Annotated in this window: 16 protein-coding genes; 13 read left to right on the top strand and 3 right to left on the bottom strand. The window is 59.5% G+C overall.

Translation table 11 applies throughout. The features are described 5' to 3' along the window. Nucleotides 1-590 precede the first annotated feature (590 nt). Both BFD71_RS32665 and BFD71_RS32660 read left to right on the top strand, forming a co-directional pair. A complete protein-coding gene (locus BFD71_RS32665; protein WP_069268410.1) occupies nt 591-1,796 on the top strand; it encodes a ParA family protein in 1,206 nt (401 codons plus the stop codon). After that, nucleotides 1,793-2,782: a ParB/RepB/Spo0J family partition protein gene (locus tag BFD71_RS32660; protein ID WP_069268387.1), complete on the top strand. Its 990-nt coding sequence runs from the start codon at nt 1,793-1,795 to the stop codon at nt 2,780-2,782. Before BFD71_RS32665 ends, BFD71_RS32660 begins: the two co-directional genes overlap by 4 nt. 1,074 nt (nt 2,783-3,856) lie before the next feature. On the opposite strand, the gene BFD71_RS42400 is transcribed toward BFD71_RS32660, so the two are convergent. Together BFD71_RS42400 and BFD71_RS42395 are read right to left on the bottom strand one after the other, a co-directional pair. Next, nucleotides 3,857-3,979 carry a hypothetical protein gene (locus BFD71_RS42400; protein WP_256095012.1) on the bottom strand — a complete coding sequence of 41 codons (123 nt, stop codon included), beginning with the start codon at nt 3,977-3,979 and terminating at the stop codon, nt 3,857-3,859. A 130-nt stretch (nt 3,980-4,109) separates the two neighbouring features. Next, complete coding sequence (locus BFD71_RS42395; RefSeq protein ID WP_256095011.1) at nt 4,110-4,277, bottom strand: hypothetical protein; 168 nt, start codon at nt 4,275-4,277, stop codon at nt 4,110-4,112. A 959-nt stretch (nt 4,278-5,236) separates the two neighbouring features. Between BFD71_RS42395 and BFD71_RS32650 the strand changes: the two genes are divergently transcribed. From BFD71_RS32650 to pxpA, 4 genes are all read left to right on the top strand, one after another. Beyond that, nucleotides 5,237-7,501 carry a bifunctional diguanylate cyclase/phosphodiesterase gene (locus BFD71_RS32650; RefSeq protein ID WP_069268386.1) on the top strand — a complete coding sequence of 755 codons (2,265 nt, stop codon included), beginning with the start codon at nt 5,237-5,239 and terminating at the stop codon, nt 7,499-7,501. Continuing rightward, nucleotides 7,501-8,541, top strand: coding sequence for a helix-turn-helix transcriptional regulator (locus BFD71_RS32645; protein WP_069268385.1), 1,041 nt, complete (start codon nt 7,501-7,503; stop codon nt 8,539-8,541). The genes BFD71_RS32650 and BFD71_RS32645 overlap by 1 nt, the downstream gene beginning before the upstream one ends. A gap of 223 nt (nt 8,542-8,764) precedes the next feature. Continuing rightward, a complete protein-coding gene (gene dctP / locus BFD71_RS32640) occupies nt 8,765-9,742 on the top strand; it encodes a TRAP transporter substrate-binding protein DctP (RefSeq protein ID WP_176732987.1) in 978 nt (325 codons plus the stop codon). A 129-nt stretch (nt 9,743-9,871) separates the two neighbouring features. Next, nucleotides 9,872-10,648 carry a 5-oxoprolinase subunit PxpA gene (pxpA, locus tag BFD71_RS32635; protein WP_069268383.1) on the top strand — a complete coding sequence of 259 codons (777 nt, stop codon included), beginning with the start codon at nt 9,872-9,874 and terminating at the stop codon, nt 10,646-10,648. Nucleotides 10,649-10,661: 13 nt separating this feature from the next. On the opposite strand, the gene BFD71_RS32630 is transcribed toward pxpA, so the two are convergent. Further along, nucleotides 10,662-11,054, bottom strand: coding sequence for a helix-turn-helix domain-containing protein (locus BFD71_RS32630; protein ID WP_069268382.1), 393 nt, complete (start codon nt 11,052-11,054; stop codon nt 10,662-10,664). A 702-nt stretch (nt 11,055-11,756) separates the two neighbouring features. Between BFD71_RS32630 and BFD71_RS32625 the strand changes: the two genes are divergently transcribed. The 7 genes from BFD71_RS32625 to BFD71_RS32590 all read left to right on the top strand — a co-directional run bounded on the left by BFD71_RS32625 (nt 11,757) and on the right by BFD71_RS32590 (nt 17,094). Beyond that, a complete protein-coding gene (locus BFD71_RS32625) occupies nt 11,757-11,969 on the top strand; it encodes a hypothetical protein (RefSeq protein ID WP_141710878.1) in 213 nt (70 codons plus the stop codon). 334 nt (nt 11,970-12,303) lie between these two features. Next, nucleotides 12,304-12,975: a lytic transglycosylase domain-containing protein gene (locus BFD71_RS32615; RefSeq protein ID WP_069268379.1), complete on the top strand. Its 672-nt coding sequence runs from the start codon at nt 12,304-12,306 to the stop codon at nt 12,973-12,975. Between the two features lie 12 nt (nt 12,976-12,987). Further along, on the top strand, nt 12,988-13,332 hold the full coding sequence (locus BFD71_RS32610; RefSeq protein WP_028215745.1) for a hypothetical protein: 345 nt from the start codon (nt 12,988-12,990) through the stop codon (nt 13,330-13,332). A 6-nt stretch (nt 13,333-13,338) separates the two neighbouring features. Continuing rightward, a complete protein-coding gene (locus tag BFD71_RS32605; RefSeq protein ID WP_069268378.1) occupies nt 13,339-13,767 on the top strand; it encodes a VirB3 family type IV secretion system protein in 429 nt (142 codons plus the stop codon). Further along, on the top strand, nt 13,760-13,969 hold the full coding sequence (locus BFD71_RS32600) for a hypothetical protein (protein ID WP_069268377.1): 210 nt from the start codon (nt 13,760-13,762) through the stop codon (nt 13,967-13,969). Before BFD71_RS32605 ends, BFD71_RS32600 begins: the two co-directional genes overlap by 8 nt. Further along, nucleotides 13,960-16,359, top strand: coding sequence for a transporter (locus BFD71_RS32595; RefSeq protein WP_069268376.1), 2,400 nt, complete (start codon nt 13,960-13,962; stop codon nt 16,357-16,359). Before BFD71_RS32600 ends, BFD71_RS32595 begins: the two co-directional genes overlap by 10 nt. Nucleotides 16,360-16,461: 102 nt before the next feature. Continuing rightward, entirely contained in the window at nt 16,462-17,094 is a 633-nt protein-coding gene (locus tag BFD71_RS32590) for a type IV secretion system protein (protein WP_256095008.1), read from the top strand. Nucleotides 17,095-17,097 lie beyond the last annotated feature (3 nt).

Below are 17,097 nucleotides of genomic sequence, written 5' to 3'. Positions count from 1 at the left end.
GGTGAGTGCTTTTGTGGCGCAGCGCAGCTGGGCTGCTCGGTTTACCGGCATGAACCGTAACAAGGCTCGCCGCACGGCAGGTTGCGGTCTGGGCATCTGTGGATAAGTCGATAGCCGGTGGACGATGGTGAGCACTTTTGTAGGCAAGTTGCCGTCGACCCTGCGTTCAACGCTTACGTTATGGGCTGCCGGGCGACTTACGACCAGGCTGCGGAGGAGGTTTCTGAGGCAAAGGTGCCTCGCGTTGTGTGCCAAGGCGATATGCCTGCAATTGGATGGTGAGAGAAATTGTTGAAAGTGCGAGGCAGGGCGCATCAATTGGCAGATTTCAACAATTCTTCTCACCCACCTTCACCCCTCCTCCACCGACTCCTCCAGCGAATTTCAACAATTTTTCTCACCATGAAACGTCGGAATGCTTGCGCACGAACCGCCAATTCTGGCCCTTCCGTTGCTTCGTTCGATCTTTTTGTGTTGTTTTCCAATGGGTTAGGTGGAAAATTTAAGAAACTTACTATCTGGAAGCGATTTTTCTAATGTTTTCGAGTATTCTACGCTTCGTCCCGATTTCCGGTGAAAGTGTAAAAACCATGTCTAAAGCCGAATTTCCCGCTATCACACGCAAGGTTCCCCTGGCGAAGATTGCCAAATTTGCGAAAAAACTGGACGGGCTGACGGCGGAGCTGCGCGAGCAAATCCTCACGCCGAGGCCGCGAAAGGCGCCGCCAAACTTTACGACTGCCGAAGTGGCAGACCTGTGCGGCTTGGACCGAACCAAGCTCCACTACCAAGCGACGCGGGAAGGAAGCGCGTTGCCGCCGGGCGTTGCGCACGGCACGGGCCGTAGCCGCCTGTTCACCTTGGCCGAGGCGCGTACCTACGTACAACAGTTGTCGGAAATCTATCAGTCGCCGCTCGTGACTGGTCGCGACGCCGACGGCAAGATTCTTCTGGTTGCCAACTTCAAGGGTGGGTCGACGAAGACCACGACGACGATGTGCATCTCGCAAGGGTTGTCGTTGCGCGGACGGAAGGTGCTCGTGGTTGACTTGGACCCGCAGGCCTCTCTGTCCGAACTCTGTGGACTCTATGCCGAGAACGAGGTCGACGAGGATTCGACCGTTCTGCCTTTTATCTATAACGAGGAGATGGAAGGCGGACTGGAATCTGCCATCAAGGAAACTTACTGGGACGGGCTGGATGTAATTCCCGCGCATCCATCGCTGTTCAGTGCTGAGTTCTTCATCCCCTCGATGCTTAAGACTCGCCCGAGCTATCAGTTTTGGGCAATCCTGCGCAAAGGCCTGGAGCCGCTGCGCAAGAAGTACGACTACATCATTCTGGACACAGCTCCCTCCCTCTCCTACCTCACATTGAACGCGCTGATGGCAGCTGATTCGATGGTGATGCCCTTGGTGCCGGAGAGCCTGGACTTCATCAGCTCGGTATCGTTCTGGGGGCTGTTTTCGGATATTGCCGCGAACTTCATGGAGAAGGAGTCAGACAAGGTCTACGACTTCATCTCCGTGATTCTGTCGAAGGTGGATACAAGCCCGACGTCGTCAGCACCCATCGTACGCTCGTGGACGCAACGCGCCTACGAAGACTGGCTGACCACCACCGAGATTCCCGCGAGTTCGGTGATGAGCAACGGCGCGCTCGCGCTCTCGACAGTGTTTGACCTCAGCAAATCCGACGGGGTCTCAAAGACGGTGCAGCGTGTACGCCAACCACTGGTTGAATACTGCAGGTGGATTGACAACATGTACATCGACGAATGGAGTCTCGCACAATGAGCAGTATTCGTGACCGTATGGCTCTCCAAACCGCCAACCTCCGGAAGACGTCCTCAATCTCTGACGATGAGATGGACGCGACCAAGCTCGCGGTCGAGAAGCCGAAGACAGGGCCTGGGATGGCAGGGGCGTTGGCAGCCGCACAACTCAAAATTCAAGAGTTGGAAGCGAGTGGTGGCCAGGCAACGATTCCTGTTGCGGAGGTTGTGCCTAATCCATGGCAACCGCGGCGGATTTTTGCCGAGGCCGAGCTTTCGGATCTTGCCGAGTCTATTCGCGAAAAGGGGTTGGTTCAGCCGGTGGCGGTGCGGCGCGTTGATTCCGTCTACCAGCTGGTCGCTGGCGAGCGGCGATTGCGTGCGCACAAGATGTTGGGCATGGAGCAAATCAAGGCGGTCATAGTCGACTGCTCTGATGAGGACATGGTTGTTCTTGCGTTGGTAGAGAACATCGGGCGGTCCAACCTAGCCGATTATGAAATTGCGATTTCGCTGCGTCGTGCGGAAGCAGAGTTTCCGAATCGAAAGCGGCTCGCCGAGTCCCTCGGTATGTCTCGCACCGGACTGTATCAGTTCTTGGCGTTCGACAAGCTGCCTGATTTCATTAAGGATCAATTGGACTTGCAGCCCGCGCTGCTTGGGTGCAATGCTGCAGAAGAAATTGTGTCGGCTATCAAAAAGCATGGCGCTGCCGGTTTGGCTGCGGCAAAGGACTTGTGGCCAGACGTTGTCAAAGGAGAAATTCTTCAGGGACGATATGCTGCCGCGATCGTAGCGCAGGCCACCCGTCAGGGTTCGAGAGCGGCGGCCCGCGAGCGGAGTATCGCGAAGTTCTTTTCGGGAAAGGAACAGGCCGGGAGCATTACGAAGGACGTGAACTCGTTCACCGTCAAAATCAAGACCGGGTCCCTTAGCGAAATTCAAGAGACTCGAATCCGGCAACTTATCAGCGAGCTTTACAGGGAAGAACCAAGCGCGCAGCAGTAATCGAACTTATTGGACAGAAGCCCGCAACTTTGCGGGTTTTTTTCGTCCCCAAAGCGATACGCCCGTAACACTAGAGTGTCGGCAATAAGGGAAGTTACAGGGAGCGCTCGGAGAGCGCGTGCCCGCGAGGTTTCGACGCGCTGAACCCGACATGGCCCCACGGCTCGGACGACGTCGTGCGGTGTCAGTAGTACCGACACTTCGGCCTTTCGTTCCGACCTGACCCGCACCGCACGTTGTACCTCGAGCGGACGTCAAGGTGTCAGTATTACTGACGCGCTGAACCTCCGGATAGCGCCATGGCTCGGGCGACGTCGTGCGGTGTCAGTAGTACCGACACTTCGGTCTTTCGGTGCGGCTTGACCCGCGCTGCACGTTGTACCTCGAGCGGATGTCGAGGTGTCAGTATTACTGACACGCTGAACCTCCGGATAGCGGCCATGGCTCAGGCGACGTCGTGATGTGTCAGTAGTACCGACACTTTGGCGACCTGTGCTTACGCCAACTGCAGGTTAGGTGTTGCCTGAATGAGAACAGGCTTAAACGAGGCCTGCCTGTCTGGAAGACGTTCCGTCGAATGGACCATGTGACGGAAGAACACGCCAAGCAACTCGAACGCCAGTATCCATGGCCTCCAGTGTTCCCGTCATCCTGACTTGAGGTCGATCGCTAGGCGTGCCCACCTAGTGCATCGCCGTCCGCCAAACGCTAATTCAAAGCGCCGCCGCCGGCCCTTCGCCGGCACGGTGTCGGCGACGCCATGCGGGCCCGTGGAGCTTCTGGCTTGGCGTATCAGAGACCCGCCGGTTCAGCGCGCCGGCAACCTTGCATGATGTCGTTGAGACTGACCGGAGAAGGCGGTGCCGGCATTTACCGTGAGCCGTGCGAGGCGATCTGCAAGTCGTTAGCAGCCTGTTTTGCGCGGGGATGGTTGCGCGCAGCCGGCGGTCGGGGCGGCCGAGATGCCGCGGTTCAGTCTTGCCTGCGGTGTGCGGGTGCGAATCGTGGTGTCGGCCCGGAGATGATCGTTTGGCATGAGCAGGAAATATCATTCATCAAGCCTCCACGCCAGCATCAACTAATAACTTCTAGGTGGCGCGCACCGTCCGGCACCGCATCGACCACCAGCCGGCGGTCGAAGGTGCCCAAGGCGCCCTCATGCAGGCGCGCGATCGCGAGCAGGTACGTGTCGGTCACCTGGTCGGTCGCGAGGATGCGGCTCGCGTCGACGTGCTCCCGATCGAGCAGGCTCAGGCCGTTGGACCAAAAGATGTGGCCAGGATGAGCGCGCAGCTTTGCGACGAGTGGCGCGACCGCGGCCGACGTCTCAATTGCTTTCGGGTAGCGCGATGATGCGCACGCCGTTTTCGATCAACGGGCAGGTTGCCCACGCCGGGTGGTTGACCCGACCGAACCATTCGTGTGCAGCTTCGCTCTGTACGTGCCCGGCGTCGAGCAGCGCAATCAGTACGTTGATGTCAAGCAGATACGCCATCAGGGTGCCTCGTCGCGGCATCTGGTTGACGGGTTCGGGCGTGACGGAGCCGGCGGCGTGAGCATGGCAATACCGGCAGGCCGTCGCGCGTGGTGGTTGCGGCTGAAGGGCGCTGCAGCGCCGTGCGGGCGAGCTGCGAGATGACGCGGCCGATCGACACGTGCTCGCGGTCGGCGCGCGCGCGGGCGAGGGCGAGCACGTCGTCATCTATATCGAGGGTGGTTCGCATACAGGGGCCTCCGCAGATACCCGGTTGTTCCACACCCGTCAGGATCGTCCGGTTCGCATCAAGCATCAAACATCATTCAGGAGTCCTTCTGACTTGGGCTGCGTTCTCCGGTAATCTGCGATGAACGACAAAAACCGGTTGTTGAGATCCGCTCTAGGCGGCACTTTGCGAAACCCGATCGCGATGAGGGCCGAAGAAACCTAGGGAACCTTCAGGCGATAATAGGGCCAATCTGTCGTCCCCGTGAAACATTCCATGGCGCATGCCGTGTCGGCGAAAATCGTTGTCTGGCAAGGCTCGCACAGTGATCGCCGAGGAATGTTTCACGAAAAGCAGGGTGCCGGCGCGTGGCCCGTTCGCCATTCCGACCTTGACCGATGGGCGACAGTGCTTTTGTCCCCATTCGCCTGCACGTTGTAGCAAAAAGAACGTAATTTGTAGCGTTCCCGCGCGCCCATGTGTGGTGCATGATCGCTGGGTGGCGGTCTCCGGAAACTGCCGACGGGACGGGCGAACTTGCGGCGGCCGTCACATGACCCATTCCGGCAGCAGAACATTGGCCGGCGCGCGCCGTCGTCAGCGGTACTAGCCGCCTTGCCGGCGGCGTGAAAGACCGCGGGAGCAGTAGATATCCATTTCACATAATGAGAAACAGTTTGTAACCGTTCCACGATTTGAACAGGTTCTTCCTCAGACTATTCGTGTCGTTGAAGTCTTAGGGGAACCAGCGATGGCCTTGTCGAAATTGCAGAGAGCTGCCTTGGCTCCTGGTCGTCTGGCCGAAGTTTTGAGCGCCTACGCGGACCGCACTTTCACGTTCCCGCTTGTCGCGCTGGTGTTAATTGCGTCTATCTGGGCAGTTACCGTTCAACGTATTCACGACGAGGGTGAGCAGGCCCATACCGCCGCGGCCGTCACGAGTTCACGGCTGGCCAGCGCCTTCGCGGCGCACATCGCAAAAACTGTTCACGACGCCGATGTAGTCGTGCAGTGGGTCAGGTATGAGTACGAGCGTTCGCCGGCGACATTTTCGCTCTCCGACTACAAGCAGCGAGGGCTTGTCTCGGCCGATACAGCGTTACAGGTAACGATCGTCGACGCGGCGGGGCAGGTTGTGCAAACAACGACGCCGGACGCGCGCGCCGTGAACCTATCAGATCGGCTGCACTTCCGGGTTCATGAGAAAGGGAACATCGGGCTCTATATCAGCCAGCCAGTGCTCGGACGCGTTTCGTCACACTGGACCCTTCAGTTCACCCGCCGACTCAATCATCTTGACGGTACATTCGCAGGGGTGGTCGTTGTCTCAGAAGATCCAAATTTTCTGACTGACGGGTTCTACAACCTTGATGGCCTTGGCCTCCACGGGATGCTGACTGTGCTGTCCGACAACGGCTATTTGCTATCGCGACTGGCCGGTGGGGCGCCCGCGTCGCCCAATGGGCCACCCGCCTCGGCCTATTCGGCAATGACCGGAGCGAAGGGAAAGGTTGTTAAGGATCCGGTGGATGGCGTTCAGCGTGTAGTTTCATATCGCCATCTGTCTGCGTATCCCGTCTCAGTAGTCGCGGGCGTTTCGGCCGAGGACGCACTGGCTCCGTATCGCCGAGCCAAGGTGCTCTACTGTGCGATCGCCTCCTTTTTGAGCCTGTCGCTTTTGGCTGCTGCTGCTTGGCAGGTGGTAGTGACCTGTCGATTTCGGAAACTGGCCGAGACGGACTCACTAACTGGACTGCCGAATCGGCACCTCATGCTGCAAACCGCGCGCCGATGGATGCGCAATGAAGAACCAGGCATGGTAGGGCTCCTATACGTCGACCTGGATAACTTCAAGGTCATCAACGATACGTTGGGGCATAAGGTTGGGGACGACCTGTTGCGTAACGTTGCCTTTCGTCTTCAAGAGTGTGCGACATCAGAAGATTTGCTCGCGCGGATAGGTGGCGACGAGTTCGCGTACGTCCTGCGAGGCGAGCACGCACTCGCGCACGCCGAACGGATAGCTGTCGATATCATTCAGGCGTTCAAACGTGTATTCGTCATGCGTGGTCACGACTACACCGTCAACGTCAGCATCGGTATTGCCTTGCATAGCGATCCGGATGACAGCGAGTTTGGACTACTGTCGAAAGCTGACCTGGCGATGTATGCGGCCAAAGAACGTGGTCGCCAGGGCGGGGAAAGTCGGTTTCATATCTATACCCGTGACCTTTCGGATCGCGCGCTATCGCTGATCGAGCGACAGCAGGCGTTGCAATACGCAATCACCAATCGTGAATTTTTCGTGCTCTATCAACCGATTGTTAGCGTCGAAGGTACGCTACGCGGCGTAGAGGCGCTTGTCCGATGGAGGCATCCGCAGAAGGGCGTATTGAAACCCGACCAGTTCATCCCCCTCGCGGAATCCTCCAGTCTGATAGTGCAACTTGGTGAGTACGTCTTGCGGCAGGCGTGCCGCGAGTTCCAGGCCTGGCAGGAAGCGAGTGACAACCGGCTCTTTCTGTCGGTCAATGTGTCGCCGGTTCAACTCGCCCGGGGAGGGTTGGCGCACACCATCAAGGAATGCCTTAACGACAATCTGATGGATCCCGATGTACTCCAGCTCGAGATAACCGAAACGGCGGTGCTTTCCGGAAGCCGCGAACTGCGATCACGGCTTCAGGATATTCGCCGACTGGGCGTCAGGGTTGTGCTGGATGATTTTGGCACCGGTCAATCGTCGCTATCGCATCTGACCTCGCAGACCGTCGACGGTATCAAGGTCGACCGGCAATTCACCGAAGCGGCGCCGGGCCAGAAGATGGCAGCGGCCCTGGTTGAAAATCTTGTTCGGCTTGCGCGGGACGTCGGGCTATCGTTGGTGGTTGAAGGTGTCGAGACCCGGGAGCAGGCAGCATGGTTATCGCGTTTCAAGGACGTGTCACTTCAAGGATACCTTTATGGTCGTCCGGCACCGATCACTGAACTAACGGCAATGCTCAAGGTAGGTCAGTAATGTTCGGCTCGGTGGTCGAAAAGTTACCAAATGCTCGCGCGAACGTCGTGTATCAACGACGTGAGAGGGGCGGGTCGGATAGCGTCATTTTGCGCCTGCGGGATTATGGCGAGGGACGCTTGATCCTCGAGCGCGTGATCTCCCGTCCGGATGATGTGAGTCTTACGCTCCTTCTACCGCTGCGGGGCGAGCGGGCGCTGCAGGAATTTTCGGGCGCTGATCCGTGGGGCGACATTCTCGCGCCGGCCTACGATGCGATCAAGAGTGCGTGCCGACAGACGTTCAATGGGAGGAAGCGCCCGCCACGGCGCGTTCGATCCGTGAGCGTCGACGATGTGCTGGCAAGCATGCCTGCCTGCACCAATGAATACGATCTCGCAGCGCTGTTGGATGACCTTTCTAGTTCGCTTGGTGCTGAACAATACTGCATCACCTGGATCGATTTCGATAGTCGTGGCGACAGGGCGGAGCATCGGTATCTCGTCGGATGCGATCCTGCTTGGATGCAGAAGTACGTGTATCGATCGGGCTACATGAATGACCCATTGCTCGAATATGCGAAGCGAAACGCATCTCCGGTAACGACATCTGATCTTCAAAACGGAGCGACAGAACACTGGTTACTTCAGGAAGCGCAGGGCCATGGTTTGTACAGCATGCTCACGTGTCCAGTGCACGAGCCCGCGAGATCGACATTAACAATTCTGCAGGCAGCTGTCGGGGCGAACTGCGCCGATGGCGATGGGATCCTTTCGCGCAATCAGAACAGGTGGCGTAGCGCCGCTGGCGCCCTGTCGGACTGGCGGCTGAATCAGCTGCGCGAGTTTGCAGGACAGTTTCAACTCGTTGGTGAGGAGTTGACCGTGTTGCGTGCCTTATTGCATTGGAAGGACAGCTCTGCAGAGACGATCGCTACCGCACTGGATATGCGTGCGCGCCACGTCAGACAGGTCGTATACCCAAGGATTACTCGAAAAATGGGTGTCTCTCACATCAAGGAAGCGGTAGCACTTGCTTTTAAATGCGGATTGATTAACTAAACAATTGGTCGCGCATATAGGGTTATCACATTTTTCAGGTGTTGGGAATAGAAAATAGAAAGTGGAATTTACGCAGGCTTGTCGGCTAAATTGACTCCAAGTTTGCGAGCCGGTTCTTCTATTCCTGACGATGAAAACTACGATTCTCGCTCGATCCGTTTGCTTCGCGGTAGCGTGCCTGCTGGTCGCTAGTGAGTCACGCGCAGCTCTCGGAGATAAGCAAGTGTACTGGTCGATGGTCACGTCATACCCTGAGGACACCGTATCAGGCCACGGTCTTCGCTCGTTCGCCGAACACGTCGCAACGGAAACGCAAGGTTACATAGCGCCGCACATCCAGTATCGGACAAGCAGGCGCGCGGCACAGCTGGTCGACGACGTACGAGCGGGCGATGTCGACGCAGCAGACATCTTCGGTGGCAATCTGGCCGCCCTCGATCCGCTGTTCGAACTGTCAACGTTGCCATTTCTTGCGCGTAGCGAAGCGGACGCGAAAGCATTGGCGTGCATTGCGGAGCCAGCCTATCGTCGCGTGCTTGCGAAAGTCGGTTTGCATCTGCTGGTGGTGTCGCCCTGGCCGCCCACGGGGCTCTGGTCGCTCACGCCTCTCAAGAACGCGAGCGATATCACGCATCTGAAAGTTCGTACCTATGACGAAACGTCGGCGACCGTGCTGGGCAACGTGGGTGCACAGGCGGCCAGTTTGCCTATGGAGCAGGTCAAGTCGTTAGTTGGCGAGGGTGGTATCAATGCAGTGCTGTCTTCCGGGGACGGATCGGTCGGTAACACCCTCGCCGGCATACTTCCGAATTTCGCTGCAGTTCGATACGCCTTCCCGGTTTCGTTTCTTGTGATGAGCGAGAGCCGCTTCAAAGCGCAGTCGGCCCAGCGGCAGCGGCAAATCACAGCTGCTGCTCGTGGTGTGCAGAGTGCGGAATGGCAAGCACTTCCTGAACGGATGGCGATCAACTATGCGCACATGAGGAATAACGGCGTGGTCATCGAGGATCCGATTTCGCCAGAGCTGCGCGCGACGCTGCAGAACGAAGGCCGGGCTAGGGCGCGCGAGTGGCTGGGTAGGGTGGGGCCAGCTGGTCAGGCCATTCTTGATGCCTACATTAATCGTCAGACTGCTCCGGCCGGCACTGGGTGCCGGCTGGGAGTGGTGGAAACACTCGACGCGGCGGTCTGGGATGAATAAACGAGCCAGGATTGTTTTCGTTGTCGCGGCAGCGAGGTGTGCAACTCGAGGAATGAGGTGGTTGGTGATGGTGCGATTTCGGTTGATACGCACTGCGAAAGTACTGTAAGAGTTGATGTGAGGGAAGAAATGAATGCAAAGTCAATCGATCTGAACGTCGATCTCGGCGAAGGGTTTGAGCATGACTTCGAGCTGATCAAGCTCGCGAGTTCGGTCAACATCGCCTGCGGCTGGCATGCTGGCGACCCTCTGACGATGCGACGGGTCACAACAGAGGCGATTCGACAAGGCGTCGCAATTGGAGCGCACCCGAGCTTTCCTGATCGCGAGAACTTCGGCCGCGCACCGATGTACCTACCGGCTGACGAAGTTTATGCCGGCGTGCAGTATCAAGTGGGTGCGTTGGCGGCTGTCGTGGCGGGCCTCAACGGCCGCCTGGTGCACGTGAAGCCTCATGGGGCACTCTACAACATGGCTGAGGTAAACGACGAGCTCGCCGTCGCCATCGTGCAGGCGATAAAAGACTACGACCGGGGGCTGCTTATCTACGGACTCGCTGGTGGTCTGCTCGTCCGCCTGGCCCGTGAAGCGGGATTGCTTGCAGTTGACGAAGGCTTTGCTGATCGCGCATACACCCCGGAAGGCAAGCTTGTGCCGCGATCGCAGGCGAATGCCGTGTTGGATAGCGATGTAGCGGCGTGTCAGCAGGCGCTGGGCATGGTGCGTGATGGCCGGATCAAGGCAATCGATGGCCGCTGCATCAAAATTCAGCCAGGGACACTGTGCCTTCACGGGGGCGGTGCCCACGCTGTGGCGTTTGCGAACCAGATCGGCGATGCCTTACGCGACGCCTGCATTGCTGTCAGGGCGCCGCAGACTACGCGGCACGTTTCGGAGCACGCGTGAAAAGCGAGGTCGCCTAAAAGGCGAGATCGATTGCTTTCTTGACGAGCAACTGATCGACCTGACCGGAGTCGGCGGCACTTTGGTAAATGAGGGCGACCAGTTTGGACTTTTTCTCTGTGTCGATGGGACGCTTTTCAAGCGCGATATCGACCGAGACGAGGACGCGGCACAGCATATGTTCATCGACAGCGCCGTGGCGCATCACACGGGTTCCCGTCACCAGGTACAGAATGTCGAAGCCGCGCTGAGCGAGAGCCGCCAGATAGCCGACATCAGGCAGACGCACGCCCTGTTCGTAGTTGAATTGCGCACGACGACTGACGCCGGATATTGCATGCATCTCGCCTTGGGAAAATCCGAGCCGTTCGCGTTCCGCAATAAGTCGCGAGCCAAAGGTTTCTGGCATAAATGTTCTTAAAATTGACAAGTGGCACAAACGTGCCTATATTCTGCAAATGTGATCAAACTTGCTCAGTATAGAGGGGCTTGAATGGCACTCAAAACCCTGGAAGAGGTTCGGCATGAATTCGATCGATGCGGCGTCCCGGTATCAAGCTGAGGGAATCAACGCAGACGCCGCCCAATCTATCGTAAGCGGAGTGTTGCCGGAACGGTCCAAAGGCAAGTTGAGGACATGCTCATTGTGCGGCCGCCCGTATCTGACGCAGTACCACCGGAAAGGGAGGGGTAGGCGACGGTGAGCAACTAAAGCGGCGACTTCAAGCGGGCTTCGTTGCTGAAGCTGACGGCACGAACTACGGTCCGCGCATCGCGGCAAACGCGCACGGCCTTCGCTGTTGCCATTGAGTGATCTCCATCGAATGAGAGTGCAGTGCGAATCTTCAGTCGCTATATATAAAGCAGTCCTACTTATATGATAAGGAAACCTGAGTGAGGTCTGTGCGCCAGTCGAAATGGTGTGTGCAGCTCATCCGTATGCGCATCGCACGTCGAAATCGCAACTCGCCGCTTCTTCGACCAGCCAATGCACGAGTTGGCCTGTCGCGGCTTCGTTCGCGTGTGTGATGCTGGACAGGAGAGATAGCAGGAAGGGCTCCCCGGGCCGATGGCGTGCCCGTGGGAACTGACCACATCGGAGGGCACGGAAATGGGCGCAGTTTTCGGGTTGATTCAAAAGGGCGTGTGCGCACTGCTGCTGTTCGTGGCGGTGACGTCTTTCCTTGGCTTCGCGTACTGGTTGGTTGAGCGGCATTCATCGCCGCGTGATCTGTTTGCGGTGGCGATCGTGGGTTTGGGTTGGGCCGCGATCGGCTGCGTTGCCTACAGGCGCGGTTGGCCGCGCGAGAAGCGAGGGGGGTGAGCCATGCGGAACCTCTTTGGAGATCGTCTTGTAAAACGGGGCTCAATTGGCCTGTTGCAGCTGGGCGTGCTCGCCGATTGGGGCTGCGGCGGTCCGGGCTGGCTTCTCGAACACTACGTACGCTGGGTCGACCAGCGGATGCAGGGGCTGTCGCTATCGGCCATTGTTCCGGCCGCTCTCGACTCGGGCATGGGCGGTACGGCTGCAAAGCGGGTGACGCCCCAACTGCCTGCGGTCGCGGTTGCCGTCGCTGTAGGCGTCGCGCGTCGGCTCAGGCGCGACCGAGGCGCCACATGAAAGCCCGCCTCGTGTTTGGGCCCGCAACGGAGCGGTCATGATGCCAGTCGACTTCGCGATGCTCGCGCAGCAATGCGCCCCGGCCGTCTATCCGACCACCCTGCAGGCGCTCGTCAGAGCCGAATCCGGTTTCAATCCCTTCGCCATCGGCGTGGTCGGCGGCCACCTGGTGCGCCAACCGCGCAACCGCGACGAGGCGGTGGCGACCGTGCGCGCGCTTGAGGCGGCTGGCTGGAACTACAGCATGGGCCTGGCCCAGGTCAATCGCGCGAACCTGCGGATCTATGGCCTTACCCCTGAAACCGCGTTCGATCCGTGCGCGAACCTGCGGGCGGGCGGCGCCATCCTCGCCGAATGCTACACCCGCGCGGCCGCCGGCGGACGCGTGCCGCAGGATGCCGTGCGTGCGGCGCTTAGCTGTTACTACAGCGGCAATTTCACGCGCGGCTTCAAACCGGATGTGGGTGGCACGAGTTATGTCCAGCGCGTGGCTGCGAACGTCCCCGATAGCGAAGCCAGCGCTGCTGTCGTGCCGCCGATCGCTGTCGTACCGGAGGGCAAGGCACCCGTTGTGCATACAGCATCGCGCGCAGTAGTGCACCCGGCCCGTGTGCGGCGGGCCGATGACTCAGTGAGCACCGACACCGGGGCCGAGCACGCCCAACAGGTCAATCACCATCCAGCCTGGGACGCCCTGGGCGATTTTTGACGGAGCAGGCAGATGAAGAAGATTCTTCTCGAACCCTTGACCGGCCGTGCCGCGGCTTTGGTGCGTTTGCGTGGCAGGAATGCCGGGCGCATCGGCGCCGTGGTCATGTCGATGGCCGCCCGCGGAGCCCGGGCGGGCGGTGGCCTGGCAGCGGGCACGTCGGCGGCCAACACCTTCACGCTATGGTTTTACGGATTCTGTGGCGTGATGGCTGGTTCGTATCTGCTGTGGGTTGGGGTCCAGTGCTGGTCCAACAAGGCCGACTGGATTCATGACTTCGGCGGCGGCATCGCGAAGGTGGCCGGCGTGGGTTCGGCACTCGTGCTCGCCGGCTGGGCTTTCGGACTCTTCGCCTGAATCACCATGGAAGACGAACGCACGCTGTACCCCTCCTACGCGGGTCTTAACCGTACCGCGATGATCGGCGGCGTCCCGATGTTTCCGGCGCTGATCATCGGCTGTACATCGCTGATCACCAGTATGGTCGGTGGGTTCGTGCTCGGTCCCGGTGGTCTGTTGATAGGCTCGGCTGGTGTGCCCGTCTTCCTGTTTTTCCGGCATGTCTGCGAGACAGATGACCAGGCACTGCGCCTGACGTGGCTGGAATTTCGCTGCTGGCTGGACCGCCGTCGTGTGTCGGTATTCGGCAGGACATACACGCTCGCACCGATGCGGTATGGCCGCGACCTGAACGTGTACACCCGCTCGTTTTCGCGCGGCCGGGACCTTGAGCGCTTCGAGGCGCTGCGTCAGCGCCTGCTTGCGCAGGCAGAGGAGGACGAAGATGAATGACCGCAAGCCTGCGCACAATCCTGCGCTGTCAACAGATGGCGCTGCCAGTGCGTGCACGCCTATTGTGGGCTACGCCATGACGGCTGGTGCTCCCGGTTCGGGCAAGACAATGTATGACGTGTTTCGCCGGCTCGCGGAGGAGCGCCGTCGCATTTGCGGCGCGGACGACATGCCGTACGCGGGAGACGAAGCATGCGCGTGACCAACGAACTGAACCGGCTTGTTACGTCCGCGGAGGACAAGCTGCCGCGCATCGGCCGTCCGGTGTCGGAAACGGTGACAAGCGTCGACAACGGCGGCGCCTTCCTGGTGATGCGCGTGAACGGCGTGCCGTTCGAATCGGTGAGCCGTGGCGAGATCGAAGCACGCTACGACGGCTGGAACCGTCAGCTGGCCGCGATGACGCTGGAGAAAGGTAATCGCCTGTCGCTGTGGACCACGTTTCGTCGGCGCAGCATCTCGTTCGGCGACGAGTACCGCTTCTACAATCCGTTCATCCAGCAGGCCGTCGACAAATACCTGCGGCGTTTCCGCAGGCACGATCACTTCGAGAACAGTTTCTACATCACCGCGATCCTGCAGGGCGACGACCTGGACGAGACGGTGCGCGAGCTCGAGGAGCTGGGCGAGGGACTGATGAAGGCTATCGTTGCCTACGATCCTCAACTGCTCGAAGCATACGGGCACAACGGCATCCTGTTCTCGGAGGCGTATCAGTTCATTGGCGAACTCGTGAATGGCGTCGACGAGCGCGTGCCGGTCACGCAGGCCACCGGACGCGACCTGATCCCGACGTCGCACCTGCATTTCCACTACGACACGGTTGAGATCCGCACCGATCGCTCAACCCGGTTCGCGGTCTGCTACGACCTGAAGGATTTTCCGAAGGCCGGCTGGGGGCAGACGAATCCGCTGCTGTCGCTGCCCGTCGAATTCACCTTCACGCAGAGCCTGGGCTGTCTGAGCACTGCCGAAGCGATGAAGGCGATCGAAGACCAGATCAATCACCTGAGGTCGGTCGAGGACAAGGCGAAACACCAGATCAAGGAACTGGAGGATGCGGTGGCGCTGATCGCCGGTCGGGATCTCGCATTCGGCGACTATCACGGGGCGCTCGTCGTGTACGGCGACACGCCGGAGAAGGCCATCAGCAACGGCGCGTACGTAACCAGTCGGGCGCTGAACGATTGCGGTTTCAAGTTCGTGAAGGCGACGGCATCGGCACCGTTCACGTACATGAGCCAGGTGCCGGGATTCAGGACGAAGCCGCGGCCGATGCCGAAATCGACCCGCAGTCTCGCGTCGTCGTTTTCGATGCATACCTATTCGGCCGGCAAGGCACGCGGCAATCCGCTCGGCGATGGCTCGGCCCTCATGCCGGTGCAGACCGTTGCGAAAAGCCTGTTCAGCCTGAACTGTCACGCTTCGCGCCTGGATGAGGACAGCGTGGGCGAGAAGGTTGCCGGCCACACGCTTATTCTCGGCTCGACCGGCACGGGCAAGACCACCCTAGAGACGATGCTGCTCGCCTTCCTCGAGCGGTTCGACCCGAAGATCTTCGCGCTCGATCTCGATCAGGGTCTGCGGATCTTCCTCGAGGAGATGGGAGCTGTCTACTACACGCTGCGCGAAGGCGAGCCGACCGGTCTTGCGCCGTTTGGCCTGCCCGAGACGAAGCGCAACCTCGCGCACCTTTACGACCTGGTGGGTGCCTGCTGCCGCGACGAGAACGGCAAGCTCAGTGCTGACGACCAGCGGCAGATCAAGCACGCGGTCGACACGGTCATGAAGCTCGAGAACATCGAGCACAGAACCTTCAGCCGCCTGCTGGAGTCGATCCCGGATACGGGCGACGAGAACGGCCTGTGGGTCCGTCTTAGCCAGTGGTGTGGTGCAACTAACGGTCGATTCTCGTGGGCGCTGGACAACATACCGGATGCGTTGACGAACATTGCCGAGGTGCGCCGGATCGGTTTCGACGTCACTGACTTCCTGAAGAAAGACTATGCCGCCACGGAGCCGGTGCTTGCACACCTGCTGTACCTCAAGGACCAGATGCAGAAGAGGGGCGGACTGCTCGCAACGGTGATTGCCGAATTCTGGCTGCCGGCCAGCTACCCCACCACGCAGGAGCTGATCCGCAAGTCGCTCAAGACGGGCCGCAAGGCAGACGAATTCCTGATCCTGGATTCGCAGTCGCCGGAGGACGCAATCCAGTGTCCGGTGTTCGCCGAGATCCGCGACCTGACGGCGACAAAGATCTATCTGCCGAACCCGGACGCGACGCGCGACGGTTACAAGCTCCTGAACCTGACCGACCGCGAATTCGACACGCTCAAGAGGCTGTCGAAGGAGTCCCGCACGTTCCTGATCAAGCAGAGCAACCAGTCGGCGTTTGCAACACTGGACCTGGGCGGCATGAACGACGAGATCGCGGTGCTTTCCAGCAGTCTGGACAACGTTGCGATCTGGGAAGAATGCACGCGCGACGCACATGGCGACACGGACCTGCGAATGCAGCTGTTCCAGGCACGCCGCAAGGGCAAACGCGATCGAAAGCACGAGGCCGAGGTTGTTGAGGAAACCGAATGACGACGACACACGATCTTCAGCGCTCGTCGTCGATCGAGCCAGCGACGGGCGAACATCCTAGCAGTCCAGCTTGGGAGCGCGACGATGAAAATTATTCGCAATTTGACGGGCGCCGCATTGATCGTGGCCACATTCACGATGCAGGCAGCGCAAGCGCAGGGTGTCCCGGTGATCGACCTGCAGGCGATCGCGCAGGCGATCTCGACTGTCAAGCAGCTGGAGCAGCAATACAGCCTGCTCTCTGACCAGTACCAGTCGACGATCGGCAATCGCGGCCTAGGAAACATCTTCAATGACCCGTCGCTGCGCAACTACCTGCCGGATCAGTGGCAGTCGGTCTACGACGAAGTGAAGAGCGGACAGTTGAACGGAATCAGCGGCCTCGCCAGCAGTATCGAGAGCCAGGAGGGGATGACCGCGTACACGCCCGGGCAGCAACGTCTGAACGATACTCTGGCCGCCAACAAGGCAATGGCGATGCGCTCGTATCAGGCGTCGATCGACCGGCTGACGAACATCCAGCAGCTGATGCAGCAGTCAAACCTCACGCAGGATCCGGCGGCGAACGCCGATTTGCAAAACCGGTGGGCGGCAGAGAACTCGTCGATCAACGCGGAAAAGATGCGCCTCGATCTCGCGGCGCGACTTCAGGATGCGGAGAAGGATTTCGCGCAACAGGCTGCCCATAACGACATGCAGCAACGGCTGAACGGCGACGACGACGCCGATCAATAACGC

Origin of the sequence: Paraburkholderia nodosa (assembly GCF_001718195.1) — a bacterium.
In the GTDB taxonomy this organism is placed as follows: Bacteria; Pseudomonadota; Gammaproteobacteria; order Burkholderiales; family Burkholderiaceae; genus Paraburkholderia; species Paraburkholderia nodosa_A.
Note: the sequence above shows the minus strand (reverse complement) of the source record. Positions and strands in the feature narration are given on the sequence as shown.

What these genes read in the sequence shown, in the direction of transcription:
- BFD71_RS32605 (WP_069268378.1), top strand. Translation starts at nt 13,339, where the DNA reads ATGGAAGACGAACGCACGCTGTACCCCTCCTACGCGGGTCTTAACCGT.
- BFD71_RS32645 (WP_069268385.1), top strand. Translation starts at nt 7,501, where the DNA reads ATGTTCGGCTCGGTGGTCGAAAAGTTACCAAATGCTCGCGCGAACGTC.
- BFD71_RS32615 (WP_069268379.1), top strand. Translation starts at nt 12,304, where the DNA reads ATGATGCCAGTCGACTTCGCGATGCTCGCGCAGCAATGCGCCCCGGCC.
- BFD71_RS32630 (WP_069268382.1), bottom strand. Translation starts at nt 11,054, where the DNA reads ATGCCAGAAACCTTTGGCTCGCGACTTATTGCGGAACGCGAACGGCTC.
- BFD71_RS42395 (WP_256095011.1), bottom strand. Translation starts at nt 4,277, where the DNA reads ATGGCGTATCTGCTTGACATCAACGTACTGATTGCGCTGCTCGACGCC.
- pxpA (WP_069268383.1), top strand. Translation starts at nt 9,872, where the DNA reads ATGAATGCAAAGTCAATCGATCTGAACGTCGATCTCGGCGAAGGGTTT.
- BFD71_RS32625 (WP_141710878.1), top strand. Translation starts at nt 11,757, where the DNA reads ATGGGCGCAGTTTTCGGGTTGATTCAAAAGGGCGTGTGCGCACTGCTG.
- BFD71_RS32660 (WP_069268387.1), top strand. Translation starts at nt 1,793, where the DNA reads ATGAGCAGTATTCGTGACCGTATGGCTCTCCAAACCGCCAACCTCCGG.
- BFD71_RS32600 (WP_069268377.1), top strand. Translation starts at nt 13,760, where the DNA reads ATGAATGACCGCAAGCCTGCGCACAATCCTGCGCTGTCAACAGATGGC.
- BFD71_RS32665 (WP_069268410.1), top strand. Translation starts at nt 591, where the DNA reads ATGTCTAAAGCCGAATTTCCCGCTATCACACGCAAGGTTCCCCTGGCG.
- BFD71_RS32610 (WP_028215745.1), top strand. Translation starts at nt 12,988, where the DNA reads ATGAAGAAGATTCTTCTCGAACCCTTGACCGGCCGTGCCGCGGCTTTG.
- BFD71_RS32650 (WP_069268386.1), top strand. Translation starts at nt 5,237, where the DNA reads ATGGCCTTGTCGAAATTGCAGAGAGCTGCCTTGGCTCCTGGTCGTCTG.
- BFD71_RS32595 (WP_069268376.1), top strand. Translation starts at nt 13,960, where the DNA reads ATGCGCGTGACCAACGAACTGAACCGGCTTGTTACGTCCGCGGAGGAC.